The following is a 20,670-nucleotide window of genomic DNA, read 5'->3' as shown; positions in this document are numbered from 1 at the left end:
AGCGAGATAGGAATGGCTTTTATTATGCACGTATACCGCGCGTAAATAAAAAAGGCGCTGAAGGTAGCGCCTTTTTCTTACGGAGAGATTACTTCGTTACATCAGCGCCGAACCATTTTTCAGATAGCGCTTTCAGCGTGCCGTCTTTCTGCATGTCGGCAATCGCGGCATCAATGGCTTTCAGCAAGTCTTCGTTACCTTTGCGCAATGCGATGCCAGATTCCTGACGAGAGAAAGCATCACCCGCAACGGCCAGCGTATTGTTGGTTTTTTTCACCAGATCGAGGGCGGCAAGACGGTCCACCAGAATGGCGTCAATGCGGCCTACACGCAGATCCTGGTATTTGGTCGGGTCATCATCGTAGGTGCGGATATCCACGCCCTGCACGTTGGCACGCAGCCACTCTTCATAGTTGGTACCCAGCCCCACACCCACTTTTTTGCCTTTCAGATCGGCGGCGGATTTGATGCTTCCTTCATTGCCTTTTTTCACCAGCGCCTGAATCCCGGAGACGGTGTAGGGAGTGGAGAAATCATATTTTTTCTTACGTTCGTCAGAGATAGTGACCTGGTTAATCACCACATCAATACGTTTTGAATCCAGCGACGCCAGCATGCCATCCCACTTGGTGGGTTTCAGGTCCGCTTTCACGCCCAAATGTTTCGCCAGCGCATCGGCAAACTCCACTTCAAACCCGGTGAGCTTGCCATCATCCCCCTGAAAACTGAACGGCGGATAAGTGCCTTCCAGTCCAACCAGCAAGGTGCCACGCTCTTTAACTTTATTCAGTAGATTTTCAGCGGCGAACGTTTTGACGCTCATCCCCGCAACCAGCGCGACAGCCATAACCCCCATCAGCGCCTGACGACCCAAAAGTGCAAGTTTCATAGTGACTCCGACCAGAAAATGAAGAGCGTAACGCACGGTGCCTGAATCATTTTCAGGCACCTGTGCGTCACATTTTATTCATTTTTAATATATATCAGATCGAGCACCGACAGCGATCTTTTGCACAACGTTAAAGCGTGATTGTGCTTTAAATTGTGCGTACTTACGCAACGCGATACGGTAATTATTGGTACTGGTGGTCGGTAACCAGGGCTCCAGATTCTCATCAGGATACCCTTCGTCAAGAAGGTCACGGGAGATATTAAGCTCACTCAAATGATTTCCGAGGCGGCGAAGACGAACGACGTATTCACGCACCGTGCCATGGCTCATTTCAGTGTGATCGAACAGGAATTGTTTAAATCCAATGATATCGAAGAAATCACTTTGCTCTTTGCAATGCAGGTCCCCGCAGAATCGGCAGAGTGCCACCCATTCTTTCTGTTCCTGCTGCCAGGCTGCCTCATCCAGAAGCATATCCAGGCGTGAGATTGCAATTTTGTTCACAATTTCGCCTCGACGCACCAGGGTGATGCGGTCGAGTAATTTGTGACAATGTGCGCAATGCGTTTGGCTGTGTTTAAAGTCTTTTAAATAGCGGCTTAAGGGCCGTCTTTTAGGTTGCTGCACCGTCATGATAACTCCTGGTTGTCAATGCGTTGTGCGGCATTTTTCAGGGGCGATCCAGTACAGACAGTCTCACCAACCTATAACTTACCCAGCTTTGTACGTAAGCGCTTAATAGCCTGACTATGCAATTGGCTAACCCGAGACTCTCCGACGTCAAGAACAGCACCAATCTCTTTGAGATTAAGCTCTTCCTGATAATAAAGCGTCAGAACCAGTTGTTCGCGCTCCGGTAAGGATTCAATGGCTTCCATTACACGGTGACGCAAATTACTTTCCATTAACTGGAATAACGGGTTTTCCTGTTGATGATCGTCAGTCACCACTTCGATACTGTCACCATGCTCTTCTCGCCATTCGTCATAGGAGAAAAGCTGGCTATTATTGGTATCAAGCAGCATCTGACGGTATTCTTCAACCGGAACACCGAGGCGTTGTGCAACTTCTGTTTCGGTCGCATTACGTCCCAGCTCTTGCTCAAGTTGCCCCATAGCCTGTGCTACCTCGCGAGCGTTACGCCGGACACTGCGCGGTACCCAATCACGGCTGCGCAATTCATCCAGCATAGCCCCACGAATGCGCTGCACTGCGTAAGTGGTAAATGCCGTTCCTTGCAGAGCGTCGTATCGGTCCACTGCATTCAGTAACCCGATCCCGCCCGCCTGTAGCAGATCGTCCAGTTCCACACTCGCCGGCAAACGCACCTGCAGGCGCAATGCTTCGTGACGCACCAGAGGTACATAACGCTGCCACAGCGAGTGTTTATCCATTACACCTTCAGCGGTATAGAGTGAATTCACGATAAACAGCCCTGCGTTAGTTTGAGTTATCGGCATGATTATCCGATTCTGTAGCACTTTTAATCGGATGAATAGTGGGTGAAATGGGGGGTTATTTGCAGGGTTGTGTATCAGAGTTCATCTCATACTGTAAATGTACACTCCCATCCGCCCGGGCGCCGCATGATCAATGTTTTAATTTCACCTGCTGGAACAGAAATCGATCGTGAGATTTTGCTATCGCTCCGTTATCAAAAAGCGGTAAAGCTATTTCTTGCAGGCTCCAGTTGTGACAACCATGCCCAGGATAATAATGGGGGGCCTATATTGTCAGTCGTCGCGAAAGCGCTTTGCCGACAGGCCTACCGGGCGTTTAATCTATTATACGACATCCCATTTTTCTTTCCCGCGCATAGCGTAAATTCAGTGGTCGGCGCTTGGTATCTGGCTGAAAAGTCGACAAAAAAAGCAATCCATCATAGCCACTTCGACTCGCATTTGTATTATAAATTCCAGCGTCGGGTTAATACCCCGGATAACATTTTCTCAACTGCTAATGATAACGTCATGGAAGTGACTGAATATTGGCAGCTATTTATTAAGCCAAACGGTAAAAAGTATAAGTGTCGTGGGCTGACAATTAATGACAAGCAGACGCCAAAAATACAATTATGCGCCAGGCAGGGTTTGCCGGTTCGAACCTACCGCTGTGGTTATGAATATCGGGTGGGTGATTTTGCTCATGAAAAATATGGTGATATTTTTTGTCAGCGCCCTTTTCAAAAAGGTATTCACTGCGGATTATCGCTTTATCCGCCTTTTATCTACGAACATCACAAAATGCCTGTTACCGTTATGCACACTACGACTGCTAAAGGTCAGCGCGTAAAACGGCAACGCAGAGATTTTTATGGCAGAGCCAACCATTTAAGCCGCAATAATAAGATATTGCGGTGCATCGACCATACAAACGTCATCCAAAAGAGTGGCATTGATGAACGATCCGGAAGGCTTTCAACAACAGGTATTTATACCTTGATGTCATTATGACAGACCTTATTCTCAAGGAATAATCATGAAAAAAAATGTCGTTTTCATTCACCTCGAAAGCCTTAACCAGGCGATATATAGCCGTCGCCAGTGGTTTCCATGCCTGAACAGCCTGACGCCACATACATTACGCTTTAATAACTTTATCTCATCCGCAACCTCGTCCTTTATGGCCGTCAGCGACTTACTGCATGGTGATGATGACATCCTTGAGCATAATGTGAATTTTGAGATCGGACTGGTACCGCACCGTAAGTCGCCGTCCATGTTTGATGATCTGCATAATGCCGGCTATCGTACTGCCGGTCTGGGTTTCCCACAAAACGTGGTAAGTTTCGATATGATCTGGAGCGAACGCGATCGCTTCAAATGGTTCGACACGTCCAGCGAGATGTTGCATAACGCCGAGTCAATTATTTCTGACCATTCTCAGCCCTTCGCGCTCTATATTTGGAATCTGTGTAGCCACCTGTGCTACCAGGACGGCTATAAAGGCGCCAGTGAGAATAGTTTCATCCGCTGGCAACGGGGTTATGAAAGTATGGACAATACCGTTGGCGATATCCTGCGTCTGCTGATGAACCATAAACAGATGGAAAACACCACGCTGGTTATCTTCGGCGATCATGGCGACGATTTCTGGAACCATGGCCTTAACGGGGGGTTTGCCCACGCTATCGAACCTTATACTTCGTTGGTCCATACACCGGCATTTATCTATGACAGCAACTATAAAGCACGTGATATCAATCATCTGGTTAGCATGATTGATTTGAAAAAAACGGTCTTTGATATGTTGAACATTCCAGTGACAGGTGAAGATAACCCTGCCAGTTTCTCGGCGCTTTCGGGGGACAGGAAATACAGTTACAGCCGTAACCTGTTTGCTGCGCAGACCGGTGAAACGCGCCATACCCCGCTTCGTAAAGGTTACTCCATCACCTCTGAACTTTTCCATCTGCTGTATGTGAATGGCGAGTACAAGATGTATGCGTGGCAAGCGGATAGTGCGAACCAGTTCAACTTACTGGATTACCTGAAAACCGAAAATGGTAAAGCTTCTATTGATTATGAACGCCTTGGCGCAGGCAGAGCCGCGGGCGCGCATCCGCATGTTCAGTACTTCTTATACCCAGGTTGTGAAACGGTAATCGTGGAGGCGTTTGAAGAGATGTCATCACTATTACAACAGTGGATTGCTGACAAAAACAGTCTGGTTGGTTAAGCACAGAGATAAAAAAACCCATCGTAAAGATGGGTTTTTTACTCTTAGCGCAGACGGGCAATCTCGATAATTTCGGTCGTCGAGATCGACGGGGTTCGCGGCAGGTAAACAACCTCACACCACGGCTTAACCCAGTCAAAACGCCCTTCCCAGTCATCACCCATCACCAGCAAATCAGCGTTTTTCATCTCGATATATCGGGCTTTATCTTCCAGCGATTCTTCAATGAATACTTCATCCACGCAGCGCATTGAACTGATAATTTTAACGCGGTCATCCTGGCTATATAGCGGGTAGCGCTGCTTCTTTTTATAGCTCAGCGCGTCAGAGGAAACACCCACAATAAGATAATCGCCAAGCTGAGCTGCTCGCTCAAGGATATTTACATGTCCAATATGAAAAACGTCAAAAGTACCGAAGGTGATCACTCTTTTCATATCATATCCCCGGCAATACTAATTTAAGGTCACAGTGGTCAGGAGAGATCGAGTGTCCCAAACTTTTCTCGCGAATAAGATCGGTAATCATATCGACTTCATCAAGCGTCAGCGTTGGATAAATCGGCAAACAAAGTACCGAAGCAGATACTTTTTCAGCCACAGGCATCAGGCCAGGCTGCGCACTGGGTAATCCACGGTACATCGGGAATTCAGAAATCAGCGGGTAGAAGTAACGTCGGGTAAAAATATTATGCGGCTTGAGACTTTCATAGAGCTCATCGCGGGAGCATGCAAAATCTTGATCAATAAAGATCGGTGTATAAGCATAATTCCACTCGATATTTTGCGGTTTATCGAGGATCCGCAACCCTTTAATACCCGCGAGTTTTTCGACGTAGCGCTTATAGATGACTTCACGGTTGAGCAAAGCCTGATCGATATGTTGCAACTGGAGCATACCAAAAGCAGCCTGAACTTCGTTCATTTTGCCGTTTATCCCCGTCGCTACAACCGTAGTCTCATTTGCGAAGCCAAAGTTTTTCAGATCGTCGATGCGCTTTTTCATCTTCGCATCCTGACAAATAATGGCGCCACCCTCGACAGTATTAAAGACTTTCGTCGCGTGGAAACTGAGGATGGATAGATCCCCATGAGTCAGAATGCTACTGCCATTTTCTTTCACGCCAAAGGCATGGGCAGCATCATAGATAACACGCAGGTCATACATATCAGCGATGCGCTGAATCTCATCCACATTACACGGAATACCATAACAGTGGACTGGCAGAATGGCCGTCGTTTCCGGGGTAATCGCCGCTTCAATTTTGCGCGGATCCATATTGCAGGTTTTTGGATCGATATCCACGAACACCGGTTTCAACGAATTCCAGAGGATGGTATGCGCCGTTGCCACGAAGGAATAGGGGGTGGTAATCACCTCCCCTTTTACTCTCAATGCCTGCAGGGCGGTCAACAGTGCCAGCGTACCGTTTGAAAACAGCGACAGGTACTCAACACCCAAATATTCAGCCAGTGCCGCTTCAAATTGTTGATGAAACGGCCCTGAGTTAGTCAGGTGTTTGCTTTGCCAGATCTGCTCGAGATAAGGAATAAACTCCTCAAGTGGCGGCAGTAACGGGCTGGTTACATAAATGTTTTCGCGCATGGATTTACTCCTGGCTCGTCTCGATATCACTGATATCGAGGACAAAACTTTGCGGCTTCTTACCATCGCAATAATTCTGCCAGATGGTACGGAGCAATTTTTCAAAGGTTCTCGAAGGATCGACAACCTCGTTTTTCCGCTGCACAAAACGTTCACGCATGTTTAGACGGATGGCATTCAACTCTTCTTTTTTGTCTATCCATGCAAGAGCATGCTCAATATAGGCTTCCTCGTCTTTCACAAGGAATTGTTCGAGCTGATAGGCTTTTATGATCTCATTACCCTGACGACCGGCCATGGTTCTTCCGCTCAGGGTGAGCATCGGTACCCCCATCCAGACGGCGTTATTACTGGTCGTGCCGCCGTCGTACGGGAAAGTATCAAGCATGAGATCTATCTCAAGGTGCATGCGCATATATTCTGCAAAATGCGTTTTTGCACGGAAAATAAGCTGTTCGGGTTTGACCCCCAGCGCTTCAAATTTCTCACGCAGGCGTGCGGAAACCTCTTCTGAGGGCATGTAACCAATTAACATTCTGGCATTCGGCGCAGCCGTCAGTATTTTGGCCCATGTGTTTACCACACCGTCGCTGATTTTTTTCGGGCGGTTAAGGCTACCGAAGGTAAATACGCCATTGGAAAGGGCTGGCAATGGATTCACATCCGGCACGTTTTTCGGCGGCTCATACTGAACCGGCATTGGCATAAAGATCAGTTTTTCAGTGAACTGATCGTCAAGCTCTCCGGGTTTCGCCATCCCGGTACCGCAAATATGATAATCCATGGCGTTGAGGCCGGACGTGCAGGGATACCCAATCCAGCCAAGCGCCACCGGTGCCGGTTTCAGCGCAAAGGTCGCAAGCCGGTTGTAGCCGGTATGGCCGGAGAGATCGATAAGAATATCCACGGCATCTTCATGAACGATGCGGGCAAGCTCCAGCGCACTCTTCGTGAAGACATTGCGCCATTTCGTTGACGTTTTCTCGAAATACTCGCTCACATCGTCATAAATTGGCGAGGTGTTGTAGACGTACAACTCATACTGTTCACGGTTGAAATTCGCCCAGTAGGGTTTAAGGAACCAGGTGACCGGGTGATGGCAAAGATCGCCGGACACGAACCCAATCCGCAGTGGACGTTTCGGATCTTTACTGCCTGCCCACTTAAAGTGAGTTTTCTGTTCTTTAGCCCATTTCTCTGTCAGCCGACCGTATACGCGGTGCTCCTCGAACAGCGCGGCTGGCTCTATATTCGCGCTGTGGGACAGTGCAAAATTCAAACGGCTGTGATTGCCCTGGTCGGAAGGCATGAGTTTAATGGCCTGGCGAAGTAAGCTGATAGACTCTTCTACCCGCAGGTTTTCTGCCACTAACACGGCGAGGTTAGAGACCATGCCCGCATTATTTGGCGTAATGGATAACGCTTTTTTATAGCAATATTCAGCACTGGCCACGGCTTCATAATCAGAATAGAGGCGCCCCAGCGCATCCCAGGCAAGTGCATTACGCGGGTCTGCACGCAGGATGGCGCGCACTACGCGACCGGTCAGCCAGTCTTGCTGCAAATGCCACAGCGCCACTGCCAGCTCGAAATAGATGTCCCAGCTTACAGCGGTAATACTCAGCGTACGGTTAATGGCGCCAATCGCTTTACCGTATTCAGAAGTGCGGCTGTATACGCGTGAAAGTTCCAGCCATGCATTCGGATTCGCCTCCATCTTACTGACCACGTCCAGCGCCAGTTCTCTCGCTTTATCAAACTCACTGTTGAGAATAAGCGAATCGAGGCGATCGACAGTTTTATGGTCGACTGGCTGCATGTTCTTTTTATCAAGCGGGATAATATCCGCACGCAGACTTGCCCCTTCAAAGCCCCCATTCTGCGGCGCGCTGGAGAAAAGAATGAGCGGCAGGATCGTACCCGCCATTTCTGGCAGCGTAGCAACTTTGATTAACGACTGATAATGCGCAATCCAACTGGCAACGCTACCCGTCAAAACCCCTTTGCGACGCAAACCGTCTACCAGCTTAACGTCAGCGAAGGTCAGATTATCTTTTTCCAGCACCGACACTTCCTGCGCGGTCAGTTCGATGGCTTCGTTCCAGAAGTTAAAGCCCGATTTTAATTGCTGGAAAGCCTGGCCAAAGATGGTGGTCAAACGCGGCGTTTTTTGTTGATTGTAAACAGAAGGGACGCGCTGGAAATATAATCCTGCTGCGCCCTGCATGAACAATGCGCCCAAAGATAACAGGAGCTTCTCTTCATGCTCTGCTTTATCGGCTTCCGGGGAATGTGTATGGAAGGCCAGTTGCTCAAAGCTCATGCTAAGCGGCCAGGCCTCCCCCAACGCATCCAGCACGGACAACGTAACTACATCATCGGTCGCAATAAAGGCGCCGGATTCAGAACGCAGGCGATTATAAATCTTACCGTTGCCATCAATTTCGCGATGGAAACTCGCCGCCCAGTGGAAATCCTGCAAACGGGCAAGATCGGGCTGGGCGGAAATAACCTGTGATGGCTCAGCGGCTGTGAGCAAGCTAAAGCGCGAACGGCGGTTCACAGAGAAATCGAGATATTGCTGAACCAGCAATTTATCCTGGTGAGGACAGACAGCCTCTGAAAGCTCCGCCACTTTGTCGCCGTAATGCGCCGGACACTCCTTCCAGGGAAAGAGATCGCCAACATAGCGCAGCCCGGAACGTGTAACGCTGTCATGGAAATCAACAAAGTAGCTGGCATTGTTCATGCCGTGTAAATAACGCAAAGCGAAGGTTTCATCATCCATCGCTTCGGCTTCACGGATTAACTCTTGCAGCGCTTCGCGAGCCGGGTGTTGACTCATCCCCAACGAAAGCCAGGTTAATGCTGCACGGGCACTGCTTAAACGCAGTTCGTCACTGTTGGCGTCGCGCGTGTGCAGGGCAATTGCGTCCTGAATAATCTGGCTGACACCCGCACCAGGCTGGGTAAGCCACTCGGTCGCGACCACACCCTGAGCCGTAAGATGCTGTTGGCAAAAAGCGAAGAGCGCTTCACGTGTCTGGCTATCCAGCAGCGAGAAAATATTGTGGATAATGATGTAATCAAACTGAACGCCAAGACCTGCCAGCAAATTTTCAAGGTCAGCGCAAAACAGTTGTGTGTTCTTAATGCCCGCTAATTTGAACTGCAACTGCCCGGCATCAATTTTCTCCGGTGACAGGTCGATACCGATAATTTCGGCCTGCGGATAGGCGAGAGCAAAGGGCATAAGATGCGAAGCATCACCGCAACCAATATCAAGGATACGTGCGTGGTCTGGCGCAGCGCCGTCAATACCATACAACCAGGCGCTAGCCTGAATACGTGTTGCGCTGAGATAAGGAGCAACAGTGTTCGACTTAGGTATAGCGGAACTGACTGACGCTAAATTGAAATTTTGCGGTAAATCTAAAGAGAACACAGCGCTATCCTTTACAGTTTGGAAACCATTTTCCTCATCCTACCAGCGCGCTGTGGTGTCCATTGGCAGAGTAAACGTCAATAATAGGGGTAATTCTATCTATCAAAAAGCGAGGCAAAGGGGCGCAACCAATACGCCGCGCCACTTAAGATTGCGAAGAAAAATTATAATTTAAAATCAACTGGATAAGATATTTTCTGAAAATATAATTCCATTACTCCAGATAAAAATCGACGGCATCGACATCCAATACCAGCACGTCATCAAGTTGTGCAACATCCAGTCGCTCTGGAAAATAGTTATCAATGAAAATAGCGGGCCCTTTTATATGGGCTGATTTTTTGGCTGTGTCTTGCAAATGAATGATTTCATCAAATAACAGCGGTGAAATCGCCGCCTGATTTAATGTCTCAAGCGGTTTTTTCTCGTGGCGGGTGATTAAATGCAATGATTTACCACGGGCGCGGCTTTGATATAAAAAAGCCAGAACAACAGGGTTAGGTTGCTGACGAATAATTAGCGTATCGTCCAGATCGACATAGACGCGTTGGTATGACAACGTCGTTGCCGCGCGAGTGCGGATCGATCGTTCAATGAGCGTCACGTGCGGCGTCACCAGCGGAACCACATCCCTCCCCATAAAATCATGTAACGCCATAAGCGGTAAATTAACACCCCGAGCGCGTTGAGCAACCATGGTTCCGGCGACGCGGCATGACACTTCAAGTAATTTCCAGCGTTGGTCACGATCTTGTTTTAGCTGGAAAAACCAGGGCCCTCGTAAGGTCAACCCGGCATTAATTTCGCTGGCGATAGCAGCAATCTCATCGTTCAGGGGGACACTTTGCGAGCGCATCGTGATACCTGCCCTCACCCGTTCACGTGTACGCGGCCCCGCCCAGACAAGTTCGCCGCGCCGGTTGGTAAAACAATCCACCGTCAGTTCCCGGCCAGGCAGATATTCAACAACCACGGGCATATCACTGTGGGCAAGAGTTTGCGTGAGTTGCTCCTCATTCTCCACAAGTGCAATGCCATTTCCCCCCTGCCCACAGTCGGGTTTTACGATAACCGGCCAGCTTATTGGCGTTTCGCCCATAGCGTAGACATGCGGAACCCAGTTTGCGCCAGCAAAACGTTGGTATGTCAGGCTTTTACGGCGAGCAATTCGCGTGGTTTCCCGATCGCCATTAACGAGATAACACCCGGATAAATCGCCCATCTCAGACAATTTTTCGCATACCGTATCGTGGGTAGCAAAAATCACGTCAATGTCGTGGGTCACCAGCAAGTCTCTGAAATGAGCATCGAATTCCGCTGCATTGATATAGGGAATATCACCTATATAATCCGTGAAATGAAAACGCCCATGATCCTCGCAGCTTGATGCGCCAATCAGCCGGTTAATATGGAGCGAATAACGAAGCGATTGCGCGATCTCTCCTGCGTTTTCCGATCCACAGGGAAAAACGAGCACATTGAGTTTTTTCATTATTTTTACTCCTCAGCCTCATCCGTAACCACAGACCTGACAATCTCGCTAAGCTGCTGAATGTCGTCTTCGCTATAGCGCTGGTCGCACGGCAAGGGGATCATGTAATTGACAAACTTCGCCTCGACGCTATCTGGCTCAACACGTTCAAGGACTTCACGCCAGTAGGTCGCAACAAACACACCACGGGCAATGAGCGGCTGATGTAATGGGCGCGCCGGGTAGAAAAATGGGTAACAAAAGGGTCCCGGGACAGGAACCGTTGAAAAGCGAAATGCATTGAGCGAGCCAAGTGATTCACTTAGCAGAGCATAATTCCGCTCACGGACCGCCCTGATACGTTCGTAATCGACCGAACGCAAGATCCGTTCCGTCAATGCTGACATTTTCATGGCAGTGATGGAATTAAGCGCAGACTCCGACTGCTGAAAATCAGCATAACCGGCAGAGGTGCCATGCTCATGTTGCACTAAAAGATGTGCAGAATGATGGAGCGATTCTCGATCCTGACTCTCAGGGAGCGGTAAATCAGTCTGCGTCTGCAGAAATCCGCCATCGGCGACGCCAAAAAATTTGCGTGGTGAATAGAGATTGGCCAGTGCCGGATAGTGCTGCTGATAAAATGCCTGAGAGTGATCGAAGATGATCCGTTGCGCGGGGATCATTCGCGAAAGTTTTTCTTTCTGCTCCCCGCCCTGCCCCAAATAATCGACATAAAGAAGGCAATCTGCTTTTTCAAACGGCAAAGATAACAATGGCAGATAATCGTCTGTAAGTCTGTACCAGACAATTTCTACCTTTGCGGCAACGACGGCATCAATAACACTTTGGCATATCAGTCTGGGTAACCAGAGGCGTTGCGGCCGCACGCAGGCTAAAAAATGATAAAGGGCACTGCGCGCAGAACGGTATGCTCTGGCGTGTGGATAATAATGCGCACCGGCAGGCGGTAATTCTAACGGGAAGTAACCACCGAATGTTTTATTTGCCATTCTGAATTCAGTCAACGTAGCTAAAATTCTTTAACGCCTGCCTCACCTGCTCAGGCTCACAGTGCATCAAAACATCAATCATCGACAGATAAGGCACGAAATCGTGCGCGCCTTGTAAATACGCGGTATTTTTTGCCTGCAAAAATTGCAGCCTGATACCGTGTTCAGCAAAAGTTTTTGCATTATACAGATGCCGTCCCCCGGTGCTGTTTACATACCTGTCGCCATCCAGCGCTTTGCAAATACCGATCACCTTGTTCTCAGCATTTTCATTGCGATCATAAGTCAGGCTGGAGGATCGGACTATATTTTGCTCCAGTCCAAGGTAACGTGATACTCCGTTAATCGCGACGTGGCAGCACGCGGTAATATCGCGATCCTCATTCCATAATGCGCTTTCCACCAGCGGCATGACGTCAGGAAAAAAAGGCGCTTTGCGATAACTCTGCTCAAGGGTCCGTGCGATTTTCTCAACCTGCAAAGAGAACGTCAGTTCACCAATTCGCTTAAATGATGAAGCTGAGGGTACAGGTAACGTAAATCTCTGTGCCTGTCCATCAACAAGAATGCTGTTGCGATTGATATATCCCTGCTTAATAAAGTTGGCATCGTCGTAGAGCACGAAGACATCTGACTGATAGATAAGTTGGAAGTACCCTATCCATGGAAAAAAATAGGGCTGCATTATGGCAACATTCATCTTCCTTCTCCCTTTATCCTCAGTATTACCACCAGCGCGCGAAAGAAAAATTATCGTAACATTGCGCTGTTTTCACCATAGAGCAAAAAGGCGGAGGATCGACATTCTGTTTATGAAATTAGCCGGTGTGAGGGCAAAAAAAAACCAACCCCGAAGGGTTGGTTTTCAATGTCACGTTGAAGCGTATTATTAACGCAGCAGGGACAGTACAGACTGCGGAACCTGGTTCGCCTGAGCCAGTACAGAAGTACCTGCCTGTTGCAGAATCTGCGCACGGCTCATGTTGGACACTTCGGTCGCGTAGTCAGCATCCTGAATACGGGACTGTGCTGCGGACAGGTTAGTCACGGTGTTGTTCAGGTTGGAGATAGTAGAGTCGAAACGGTTCTGAATCGCACCCAGAGAAGAACGCTGAGTATCAACAGCTTTCAGTGCATCGTCGATAGAAGACAGTACGTTGGTTGCCAGAACGTCGAAGCCTTTAGTCTGAACGCTACGAGTTTCACCAGTAGCCAGACCAGTGGTAACACCGGTGGTACCAGTTGCGCTGTATTTGTTCCAGCCGCTGTTGCCAGAGATGGTGATGTCGATTTTCTCGCCATCTTTAGAGCCAACCTGGATAGAGATAGTGGTTGCAGAGTTAGAACCAGCCAGGATTTTGATACCGTTGAACTGGCTCTGGCTTGCAACACGGTTGATCTCGTCCAGACGTTGGTTAACTTCAGACTGGATGGAGTCGATGTCGGAACCGGAGTTGGTACCGTTCTGAGCCTGAACTGCCAGCTCACGGATACGCTGCAAGTTGTTGTTGATTTCGTTCAGAGAACCTTCGGCAGTCTGAGCGATAGAAATACCGTCGTTCGCGTTACGAGAAGCCTGAGTCAGGCCTTTGATGTTTGCAGTGAAACGGTTGGAGATTGCCTGACCAGCGGCATCATCTTTAGCGCTGTTGATACGCAGACCGGAGGACAGACGCTCAATAGCAGTGCCCAGCGCAGACTGAGATTTGTTCAGGTTGTTCTGAGTAGTCAGTGACAACAGGTTAGTATTGATAACTGCCATAATTACTTTCCTTCAAAAATTGATTTAGGGTCGGTGCCTAACACTTACGGCGTCTCTCACCGTCAACAAGGGTATCGGCGCATCTTCGAAGGACTTTAGAAATAATCGATAAAAACTTTTATCTTATTGTTTTTAAATGATTTAAATTTCTTAAAGCGTCTTTTTTGCTTAAAAAATCACCTGTTCATAGCGATTTTTGTCTTCTACAATCCTCTTATTTACCACCAACTGCTCCCGCTTTTCTGTCGATTATTTTTTCATACGATGTGTAAACTTTTTTCTCGGGTTGCCGATAGAGAGTCAAGTTACACACAAGACGCAAAGGAAAACAGACATGGCTTCTATTAGTAACCTTGGTGTAGGTTCCGGTCTGGATCTAACCACGTTGTACAACAACCTGGAAGCAGCTGAAAACACCAAGCTGACAACGATTACCAACCAGAAGACCACATATACCGCTCAATTAAGTGCGTATGGTAAGTTGCAAAGTGCCTTAACCAGCCTACAAACCGCGACAGCGGCGTTGGGTAAAGCAGCTACATGGAACTCAACAACCGTTAATAGTACGAACACCTCATTCTCTGCGGCCACGACCAGTGATGCAACCGTCGGGAATTATACTGTTAACGTAACTCAGGTTGCGAAAGCGCAAGTACTGATGTCCTCCAGTATTGCCAGCAACACTACGCAGCTTGGCGGAACGACAACTGACAACACGCGTACCATTACCATTACCCAGGCGGGGACAAAAACGCCGCTGACGGTAAAATTAGCAGATTCTGATACTTCATTAACCGGTATCGCTAATGCGATCAACAAAGCGGGCGGCAACGTCAGCGCGACCGTAATGAAGGCAACGGATGGCGACTACCGCCTGATGCTGACCTCAAAATCGACCGGTACCGATTACGACATGACGGTCACTGTAACGGGCGATGATACCCTGCAGCAGAAGATTGGTCATGACAGTACAAGTAGTGCACTTGCCGTGCAGACAGCCTCACAGAATGCGAAGGTGTCCATCAATAATGTTGCGATCGAACGTGCAAGCAACACCATTACTGATGCATTGCCAGGCGTGACGCTGACGCTCAAGTCAAAAAGTACGGCAGATGAAACGTTAAGTATTGGCCGTGCAACAGATGCGAACACCACGGCAATTAATAACTGGGTTACCGCCTATAACTCGCTGCAATCCACTATCGCCAGCGTGACGAAATATGTTGCTGTGGATGCAGGTGCTGATAGCCAGTCCTCCAGTAACGGTGCGCTATTGGGCGACTCGAACGTTCGTTCGATTCAGTCTCAACTGCGTTCGCTGCTGACAGATGTACAAAGCCAGGGCGGGAATTACAAAATTCTGGCTCAGCTTGGGATTACCCAAAACCCGGTAACCGGTTCCGATGGTTCAACCGGCACATTAACCGTGGACTCAACGAAGTTATCGAAAGCGTTAACGGATAACCCGGAAGCGGTTCAGGCCTATTTTATTGGTGACGGTACTAAGACCGGTTTAGCGACCAAAATGAACAATACCCTGACGACGATGCTGAGCACCGCGACAGGTAAAACGGGCGTTATCCAGAACGCGCAAGACGGTATTAACAAGACCATTAAGACTCTGGATCAGCGTTATACCGATATGGAAGCAACGATTGAAGCAACCATGGCGCGTTACAAGTCTCAGTTCACTGCGCTCGACACGCTGGTGAGTAAGTTAAACAGTACCGCAACTTACTTAACGCAGCAGTTTAGTTCTTCCCGCAGTTAAGGATTTGATATGTATAGCCAAAGTGGTGCTAATTCTTACCAAAAAGTTGGGCTGGAAAGCGCAGTAATGAGCGCAAGCCCACATCAACTTATTGTCATGCTTTTTGACGGGGCACACAGTGCCCTTGTCAGGGCACGACTGTTCCTCGAACAAGGGGATTTGGTGTCTAAAGGCCAGGCGCTTTCACATGCTATCAGCATTATAGATAATGGTCTCAAGGCAGGGCTGGACATGGATGTTGAGGGAGATCTCCCTCAAAATATGGCATCGCTTTACGACTATATGGTGCGCCGTTTGTTACAGTCAAACCTGCATAACGACGTAGAAGGCATCATCGAGGTAGAGGGACTGCTGAACAATATCGCCGATGCGTGGAAACAAATTAACACATCGGCTTCTACTCATCAGGACATGCGTTGATGACTAACTTCATCCCATCTCTTACCGACTGGCATGCGTTGCATGCTCTAAGCATCACCATGCTAAATCTCGCCCATTCAGGTAAATGGGATGAATTGATTGAACAGGAAGTCAACTACGTACAGCTTGTAGAGAGTATTGCTCGCAACCCGATTTCACCCGGCAATAAAGTACAAACTCAGCAGGCTAAAGAGCTGCTGGGTATGGTGCTATCAAACGAAGCTGAACTCAAGGTGCTGTTGCATAACCGCATGGAAGAGCTGCGCCACCTGATTGATAAAACGGGTAAGCAACAGTCTCTGACCTCAGCCTATGGCAATTTGTCCGGTAAAATCTTGTTCCCAAATAATTTAAATCAGTAACCACCAATCCTATGGTTTTCTTCCATACTCCAGAAGTCCAATGACGCGACTTCTGGAGCAAGGAAGATGAAAAACCCCACTTTATTACAGACCTTTCACTGGTATTACCCCGATGGCGGAAAACTGTGGCCCGAAATTAAGGCCCGTGCTGCCAGCTTCAATGATCTTGGCATCAACATGGTCTGGTTACCGCCCGCGTATAAAGGCGCTTCCGGTGGTTATTCTGTGGGATATGACACCTATGATCTCTTTGATTTAGGTGAATTTGATCAAAAAGGATCCGTGGCCACAAAATATGGCGACAAGGCTCAGCTTCATGCCGCTATCGACGCGCTGCACAGCCACGGCATTGCTGTTCTTCTGGATGTGGTGGTGAACCATAAAATGGGCGCCGATGAAAAAGAGGCCATTCGCGTCAATCGTGTGAACGAGCAAGACCGGACACAAATCGATGACACCGTGCTGGAGTGCGAAGCCTGGACGCGCTACACCTTCCCTGCCCGCCAGGGCAAATACTCGAAATTTATCTGGGATTTCAAATGCTTTAGCGGCATCGACCATATCGAAAATCCGGCAGAAGACGGCGTATTTAAAATCATCAATGATTACACCGGCGAAGGCTGGAACGATCAGGTGGATGACGAGATGGGTAACTTCGATTATCTGATGGGGGCGAATATCGATTTTCGTAACCATGCGGTGACCGAAGAGATCAAATACTGGGCGCGCTGGGTGATGGACCAGACCCACTGTGACGGTTTCCGCCTTGATGCCGTGAAACATATTCCCGCCTGGTTCTACAAAGAATGGATAGAACATGTTCAGGATGTGGCGCCTGAGCCGTTATTTATCGTCGCCGAATACTGGTCCCACGATGTCGATAAACTGCAGCAGTATATCGACCAGGTCGATGGCAAAACCCTGTTATTTGACGCACCGCTGCAGATGAATTTTCATGAGGCCTCAAAACAGGGGCGCGACTACGATATGAGCCAGATTTTTAACGGTACCCTGGTTGAAGCTGACCCGTTTCACGCCGTGACGCTGGTCGCCAATCATGACACACAGCCGCTTCAGGCGCTGGAAGCGCCGGTAGAAACCTGGTTTAAGCTCCTGGCCTATGCCCTTATCCTGCTACGGGAAAACGGCGTGCCGTCCGTGTTTTACCCGGATCTGTTCGGCGCAAGTTACGAAGATACCGGCGGCGATGGTGAAAAACACCATGTCGATATGCCGGTTATCGAAAAGCTGGACCAGCTCATCCTCGCTCGCCAGCGCTTTGCCCATGGCATGCAGACGCTCTGGTTCGATCACCCTAACTGTATTGCCTTTAGCCGTAGCGGGACGCAAGACAATCCCGGCTGTGTGGTCGTTATGTCAAACGGTGACGACGGCGAGAAAACGCTGAACCTCGGTGCGAACTACGGCAATAAAGTGTGGCGTGATTATCTGGGATACCGTCAGGAGAGTGTCACCACCAATGAAAACGGTGAAGGCATATTTTGCTGTAATGGCGGGAGTGTCAGCGTCTGGGTACTGGAAGAGGTGCTGTGATGAATGCGCTGAGCGAAAGGACTCCCTCAGCGCCTTCGTTCAGGGTTTAACGCCAATAACCGTTTTCTTTGCCAACGCCTGCGTGCACTCGACGGTCGGCTTATCAACCCGACGCAAGGTCATGCCGTCATACTCCAGTTGGCTACCGTCGCGCTCAAGGCGATAGATATCGCGCTGTTGCGTCACGTTATACCAGTCATCCCCTCTGGGCATCAGCTTGCCCGGTACCGCAATCACACGTTGCCACTGGCGGCAATCCAGCGTATCCCCTTCTGGCGTAATGATCAGCGAGGCAATGGCCTCAGGACTGACCAGACTGCTTTGCGGTCCCACCGTCTGCCAGTTACCCGCCAGCCCTTCCGGGGCCGGATGCTTGACCACAGAGGTAAAATCATCCACCTGCACGCAACCACTCAGTGCCAGCATTGCGCCAATAATCAGTTGTTTTTTCATCATCTTTCCTGCTTTTCGCGACAGAATGAGTGTGGCACTAAACGTCCCCGGCCACCAGGGTTTCATCATACCAGACACGATTTTTGACTGAGTACAGGTTTCCATTCATTAAACACAGGTAATATGCGCGTCCCGGGCACCGCCCGGTTCCTGTTTTGTTGGCTCCTTCTGAGTTCAGAGGCTAATACCATGTCATGGCAACACATTAAAACGACCTTCCTGATTAAATTCTGGTCACCTGTTCCGGCGGTTATCGCAGCCGGGATCCTTTCCACCTACTATTTCGGCATTACCGGGACCTTCTGGGCCGTTACGGGAGAATTTACCCGCTGGGGCGGGCAGCTCCTGCAACTGGCGGGCGTGCATACGGAGGAGTGGGGTTACTTCAAACTCATTCATCTTGATGGCACGCCGCTGACCCGAATTGACGGCATGATGATTATCGGCATGTTTGGCGGTTGCTTCGCCGCAGCCTTATGGGCAAACAATGTAAAGCTACGCCTGCCGCAACATCGTATCCGTATTGCCCAGGCTATCGTCGGCGGGATTATCGCCGGGTTTGGCGCGCGTCTGGCAATGGGCTGTAATCTGGCGGCCTTTTTTACCGGCATCCCACAGTTCTCGCTGCACGCCTGGTTTTTTGCCGTCGCCACAGCCATCGGTTCGTGGATGGGCGCCCGCTTTACGCTCCTTCCCATGTTCCGCATTCCGGTAAAAATGCAGAAAGTCTCAGCGGCATCGCCACTCACCCAAAACGCGGACCAGGCGCGGCGTCGCTTCCGTCTGGGTATGCTGATATTCGCCGGGATGATTGGCTGGGCTCTGCTGACCGCCATGAACCAGCCGAAGCTGGGGCTGGCCATGCTGTTCGGCGTTGGCTTTGGTTTGCTCATTGAACGGGCGCAAATTTGCTTCACCTCTGCCTTCCGCGATATGTGGATAACGGGCCGTACGCTGATGGCGAAAGCCATTATTTTCGGCATGGCGGCCAGCGCGATTGGTATTTTCAGTTACATACAACTGGGTGTGGAAGCCAAAATCATGTGGGCAGGCCCGAACGCCGTGCTCGGTGGCTTGCTGTTTGGTTTTGGTATTGTGCTGGCGGGTGGCTGTGAAACTGGCTGGATGTACCGTGCCGTTGAAGGTCAGGTACACTACTGGTGGGTCGGTCTGGGTAATGTTATGGGTTCGACCCTGCTGGCTTACTTCTGGGATGATATCTCCCCTGCACTCGCCACAAGCTGGGATAAAGTGAACCTGCTGAAAACTTTTGGTCCGCTCGGCGGCCTGCTGGTGACCTATTCCCTGCTGCTTCTCGCCCTGCTCTTTGTTATTGGTTGGGAAAAACAGTTTTTCCGCCGCGCATCGCGGGCGGCAATTAAGGAAACCGCATGAATATAGTACCCGATTACCGTCTGGATATGACCGGTGAACCCTGCCCTTACCCGGCGGTAGCGACACTTGAAGCACTGCCTCAGCTACAAAAAGGCGAGATTCTGGAAGTCGTCAGTGACTGCCCCCAGTCAATCAATAACATTCCCGTTGATGAGCGAAACCATGGCTATACGGTGCTGGATATCCAGCAGGATGGGCCAACGATTCGCTATATGATTCAGAAATAGGGGAAATGCGGCCTGGAAGTGGCTCAGCGAAGAGGTTTGATAAAAAAGGACTGCCCCGGACGGGGCAGTCATCAAACAAACTAAACCTGCATATTCATGATGTCCTGATAGGCCGTCACAAGTTTGTTACGCACCTGGACACCCATCTGCAGGGAAATGGATGATTTCTGTAGATCGGTCATTACGTCATTCAACGCCACGCCCGGTTCGCCAAGGGTGAATTTTTCAGCCTGTGTACGCGCTGCGTTCTGCGTATCGCTGATTCGGTCCAGCGCGGCATGTAATTGCCCGGCAAAACTCACCGTCTGAACGCTGTCAGCGTTATCAATGCTTTGATTTTTCGCCAGACCTGCCGTTGCCTGCAGTTGGCTGATAACGCTTTCTATACCCTGAATTGCCATGGATTATCCCCGGATGGTTTGATACACGGACAAGGTTACCAGTTCGTCAATAAGATAATGGCGGTAAATAACGATAAAAAACCAGGTTATTTGAGGCATAGAAAATTCTGAATCATCAAATAATGGCATAGCCATATTAATGGACAAATGTCGAGTTTGCCGATCCGGGAGTCTGTTTTGTTTCACTACTCAAATAACAACATCCACCCTGAGTTACGAGG

The 20,670-nt window shown here is 49.4% G+C and carries 20 protein-coding genes; 8 read left to right on the top strand and 12 right to left on the bottom strand.

What is annotated here, in order from left to right; genetic code table 11:
* Positions 1-88: 88 nt before the first annotated feature.
* From tcyJ to ACS0RQ_RS10185, 3 genes are all read right to left on the bottom strand, one after another.
* Positions 89-889 (bottom strand): cystine ABC transporter substrate-binding protein, encoded by an 801-nt coding sequence (gene tcyJ / locus ACS0RQ_RS10195; protein ID WP_041851808.1) that lies wholly within the window; start codon positions 887-889, stop codon positions 89-91.
* 84 nt (positions 890-973) lie between these two features.
* Complete coding sequence (fliZ, locus tag ACS0RQ_RS10190; RefSeq protein ID WP_041851809.1) at positions 974-1,525, bottom strand: flagella biosynthesis regulatory protein FliZ; 552 nt, start codon at positions 1,523-1,525, stop codon at positions 974-976.
* Positions 1,526-1,596: 71 nt separating this feature from the next.
* Positions 1,597-2,316, bottom strand: coding sequence for an RNA polymerase sigma factor FliA (locus ACS0RQ_RS10185; RefSeq protein WP_041852034.1), 720 nt, complete (start codon positions 2,314-2,316; stop codon positions 1,597-1,599).
* A gap of 162 nt (positions 2,317-2,478) precedes the next feature.
* On the opposite strand from ACS0RQ_RS10185, the gene ACS0RQ_RS10180 reads away from it, so the two are divergent.
* The gene (locus ACS0RQ_RS10180) at positions 2,479-3,345 is read left to right on the top strand and encodes a hypothetical protein (protein WP_271849107.1); all 867 of its coding nucleotides are present in this window, start codon (positions 2,479-2,481) and stop codon (positions 3,343-3,345) included.
* A gap of 25 nt (positions 3,346-3,370) precedes the next feature.
* The gene (locus ACS0RQ_RS10175) at positions 3,371-4,570 is read left to right on the top strand and encodes a sulfatase-like hydrolase/transferase (protein WP_041851811.1); all 1,200 of its coding nucleotides are present in this window, start codon (positions 3,371-3,373) and stop codon (positions 4,568-4,570) included.
* Positions 4,571-4,614: 44 nt separating this feature from the next.
* Here the strand turns inward: ACS0RQ_RS10175 and ACS0RQ_RS10170 are convergent, their stop codons facing one another.
* The 7 genes from ACS0RQ_RS10170 to ACS0RQ_RS10140 all read right to left on the bottom strand — a co-directional run bounded on the left by ACS0RQ_RS10170 (position 4,615) and on the right by ACS0RQ_RS10140 (position 13,866).
* Entirely contained in the window at positions 4,615-5,007 is a 393-nt protein-coding gene (locus tag ACS0RQ_RS10170) for an FAD synthase family protein (protein ID WP_271849108.1), read from the bottom strand.
* Position 5,008: 1 nt separating this feature from the next.
* Complete coding sequence (locus ACS0RQ_RS10165; protein ID WP_271849109.1) at positions 5,009-6,175, bottom strand: DegT/DnrJ/EryC1/StrS family aminotransferase; 1,167 nt, start codon at positions 6,173-6,175, stop codon at positions 5,009-5,011.
* A gap of 4 nt (positions 6,176-6,179) precedes the next feature.
* Positions 6,180-9,620 carry an O-linked N-acetylglucosamine transferase family protein gene (locus ACS0RQ_RS10160; protein WP_271849110.1) on the bottom strand — a complete coding sequence of 1,147 codons (3,441 nt, stop codon included), beginning with the start codon at positions 9,618-9,620 and terminating at the stop codon, positions 6,180-6,182.
* A 214-nt stretch (positions 9,621-9,834) separates the two neighbouring features.
* Positions 9,835-11,112 carry an ATP-grasp domain-containing protein gene (locus ACS0RQ_RS10155; protein ID WP_271849111.1) on the bottom strand — a complete coding sequence of 426 codons (1,278 nt, stop codon included), beginning with the start codon at positions 11,110-11,112 and terminating at the stop codon, positions 9,835-9,837.
* 5 nt (positions 11,113-11,117) lie between these two features.
* The gene (locus ACS0RQ_RS10150; protein ID WP_271849112.1) at positions 11,118-12,104 is read right to left on the bottom strand and encodes a hypothetical protein; all 987 of its coding nucleotides are present in this window, start codon (positions 12,102-12,104) and stop codon (positions 11,118-11,120) included.
* Between the two features lie 7 nt (positions 12,105-12,111).
* Positions 12,112-12,804 (bottom strand): WbqC family protein, encoded by a 693-nt coding sequence (locus ACS0RQ_RS10145; protein WP_271849113.1) that lies wholly within the window; start codon positions 12,802-12,804, stop codon positions 12,112-12,114.
* A gap of 189 nt (positions 12,805-12,993) precedes the next feature.
* Entirely contained in the window at positions 12,994-13,866 is an 873-nt protein-coding gene (locus ACS0RQ_RS10140; protein WP_041851816.1) for a flagellin N-terminal helical domain-containing protein, read from the bottom strand.
* A 334-nt stretch (positions 13,867-14,200) separates the two neighbouring features.
* On the opposite strand from ACS0RQ_RS10140, the gene fliD reads away from it, so the two are divergent.
* From fliD to amyA, 4 genes are all read left to right on the top strand, one after another.
* On the top strand, positions 14,201-15,637 hold the full coding sequence (gene fliD, locus ACS0RQ_RS10135; RefSeq protein WP_041851817.1) for a flagellar filament capping protein FliD: 1,437 nt from the start codon (positions 14,201-14,203) through the stop codon (positions 15,635-15,637).
* 9 nt (positions 15,638-15,646) lie between these two features.
* Positions 15,647-16,057 carry a flagellar export chaperone FliS gene (fliS, locus tag ACS0RQ_RS10130; RefSeq protein ID WP_271849114.1) on the top strand — a complete coding sequence of 137 codons (411 nt, stop codon included), beginning with the start codon at positions 15,647-15,649 and terminating at the stop codon, positions 16,055-16,057.
* Positions 16,057-16,419, top strand: a complete 363-nt coding sequence (gene fliT / locus ACS0RQ_RS10125) for a flagella biosynthesis regulatory protein FliT (RefSeq protein WP_041851819.1) — start codon at positions 16,057-16,059, stop codon at positions 16,417-16,419. The genes fliS and fliT overlap by 1 nt, the downstream gene beginning before the upstream one ends.
* Positions 16,420-16,485: 66 nt before the next feature.
* Positions 16,486-17,973 carry an alpha-amylase gene (amyA, locus tag ACS0RQ_RS10120; RefSeq protein ID WP_271849115.1) on the top strand — a complete coding sequence of 496 codons (1,488 nt, stop codon included), beginning with the start codon at positions 16,486-16,488 and terminating at the stop codon, positions 17,971-17,973.
* A 39-nt stretch (positions 17,974-18,012) separates the two neighbouring features.
* Here the strand turns inward: amyA and yedD are convergent, their stop codons facing one another.
* Entirely contained in the window at positions 18,013-18,426 is a 414-nt protein-coding gene (yedD, locus tag ACS0RQ_RS10115) for a lipoprotein YedD (RefSeq protein ID WP_041851821.1), read from the bottom strand.
* Positions 18,427-18,615: 189 nt separating this feature from the next.
* On the opposite strand from yedD, the gene yedE reads away from it, so the two are divergent.
* On the top strand, positions 18,616-19,821 hold the full coding sequence (gene yedE / locus ACS0RQ_RS10110) for a selenium metabolism membrane protein YedE/FdhT (RefSeq protein ID WP_271849116.1): 1,206 nt from the start codon (positions 18,616-18,618) through the stop codon (positions 19,819-19,821).
* A complete protein-coding gene (gene yedF / locus ACS0RQ_RS10105) occupies positions 19,818-20,048 on the top strand; it encodes a sulfurtransferase-like selenium metabolism protein YedF (RefSeq protein ID WP_334633501.1) in 231 nt (76 codons plus the stop codon). Before yedE ends, yedF begins: the two co-directional genes overlap by 4 nt.
* An 80-nt stretch (positions 20,049-20,128) precedes the next feature.
* On the opposite strand, the gene fliE is transcribed toward yedF, so the two are convergent.
* Positions 20,129-20,449, bottom strand: a complete 321-nt coding sequence (fliE, locus tag ACS0RQ_RS10100; protein WP_193793802.1) for a flagellar hook-basal body complex protein FliE — start codon at positions 20,447-20,449, stop codon at positions 20,129-20,131.
* Positions 20,450-20,670 lie beyond the last annotated feature (221 nt).

It is taken from the genome of Phytobacter diazotrophicus (assembly GCF_052061655.1).
GTDB lineage: Bacteria > Pseudomonadota > Gammaproteobacteria > Enterobacterales > Enterobacteriaceae > Phytobacter > Phytobacter diazotrophicus.
The sequence above is the reverse complement of the archived record's forward strand: the minus strand, read 5'-3'. Positions and strand labels throughout refer to the sequence as shown.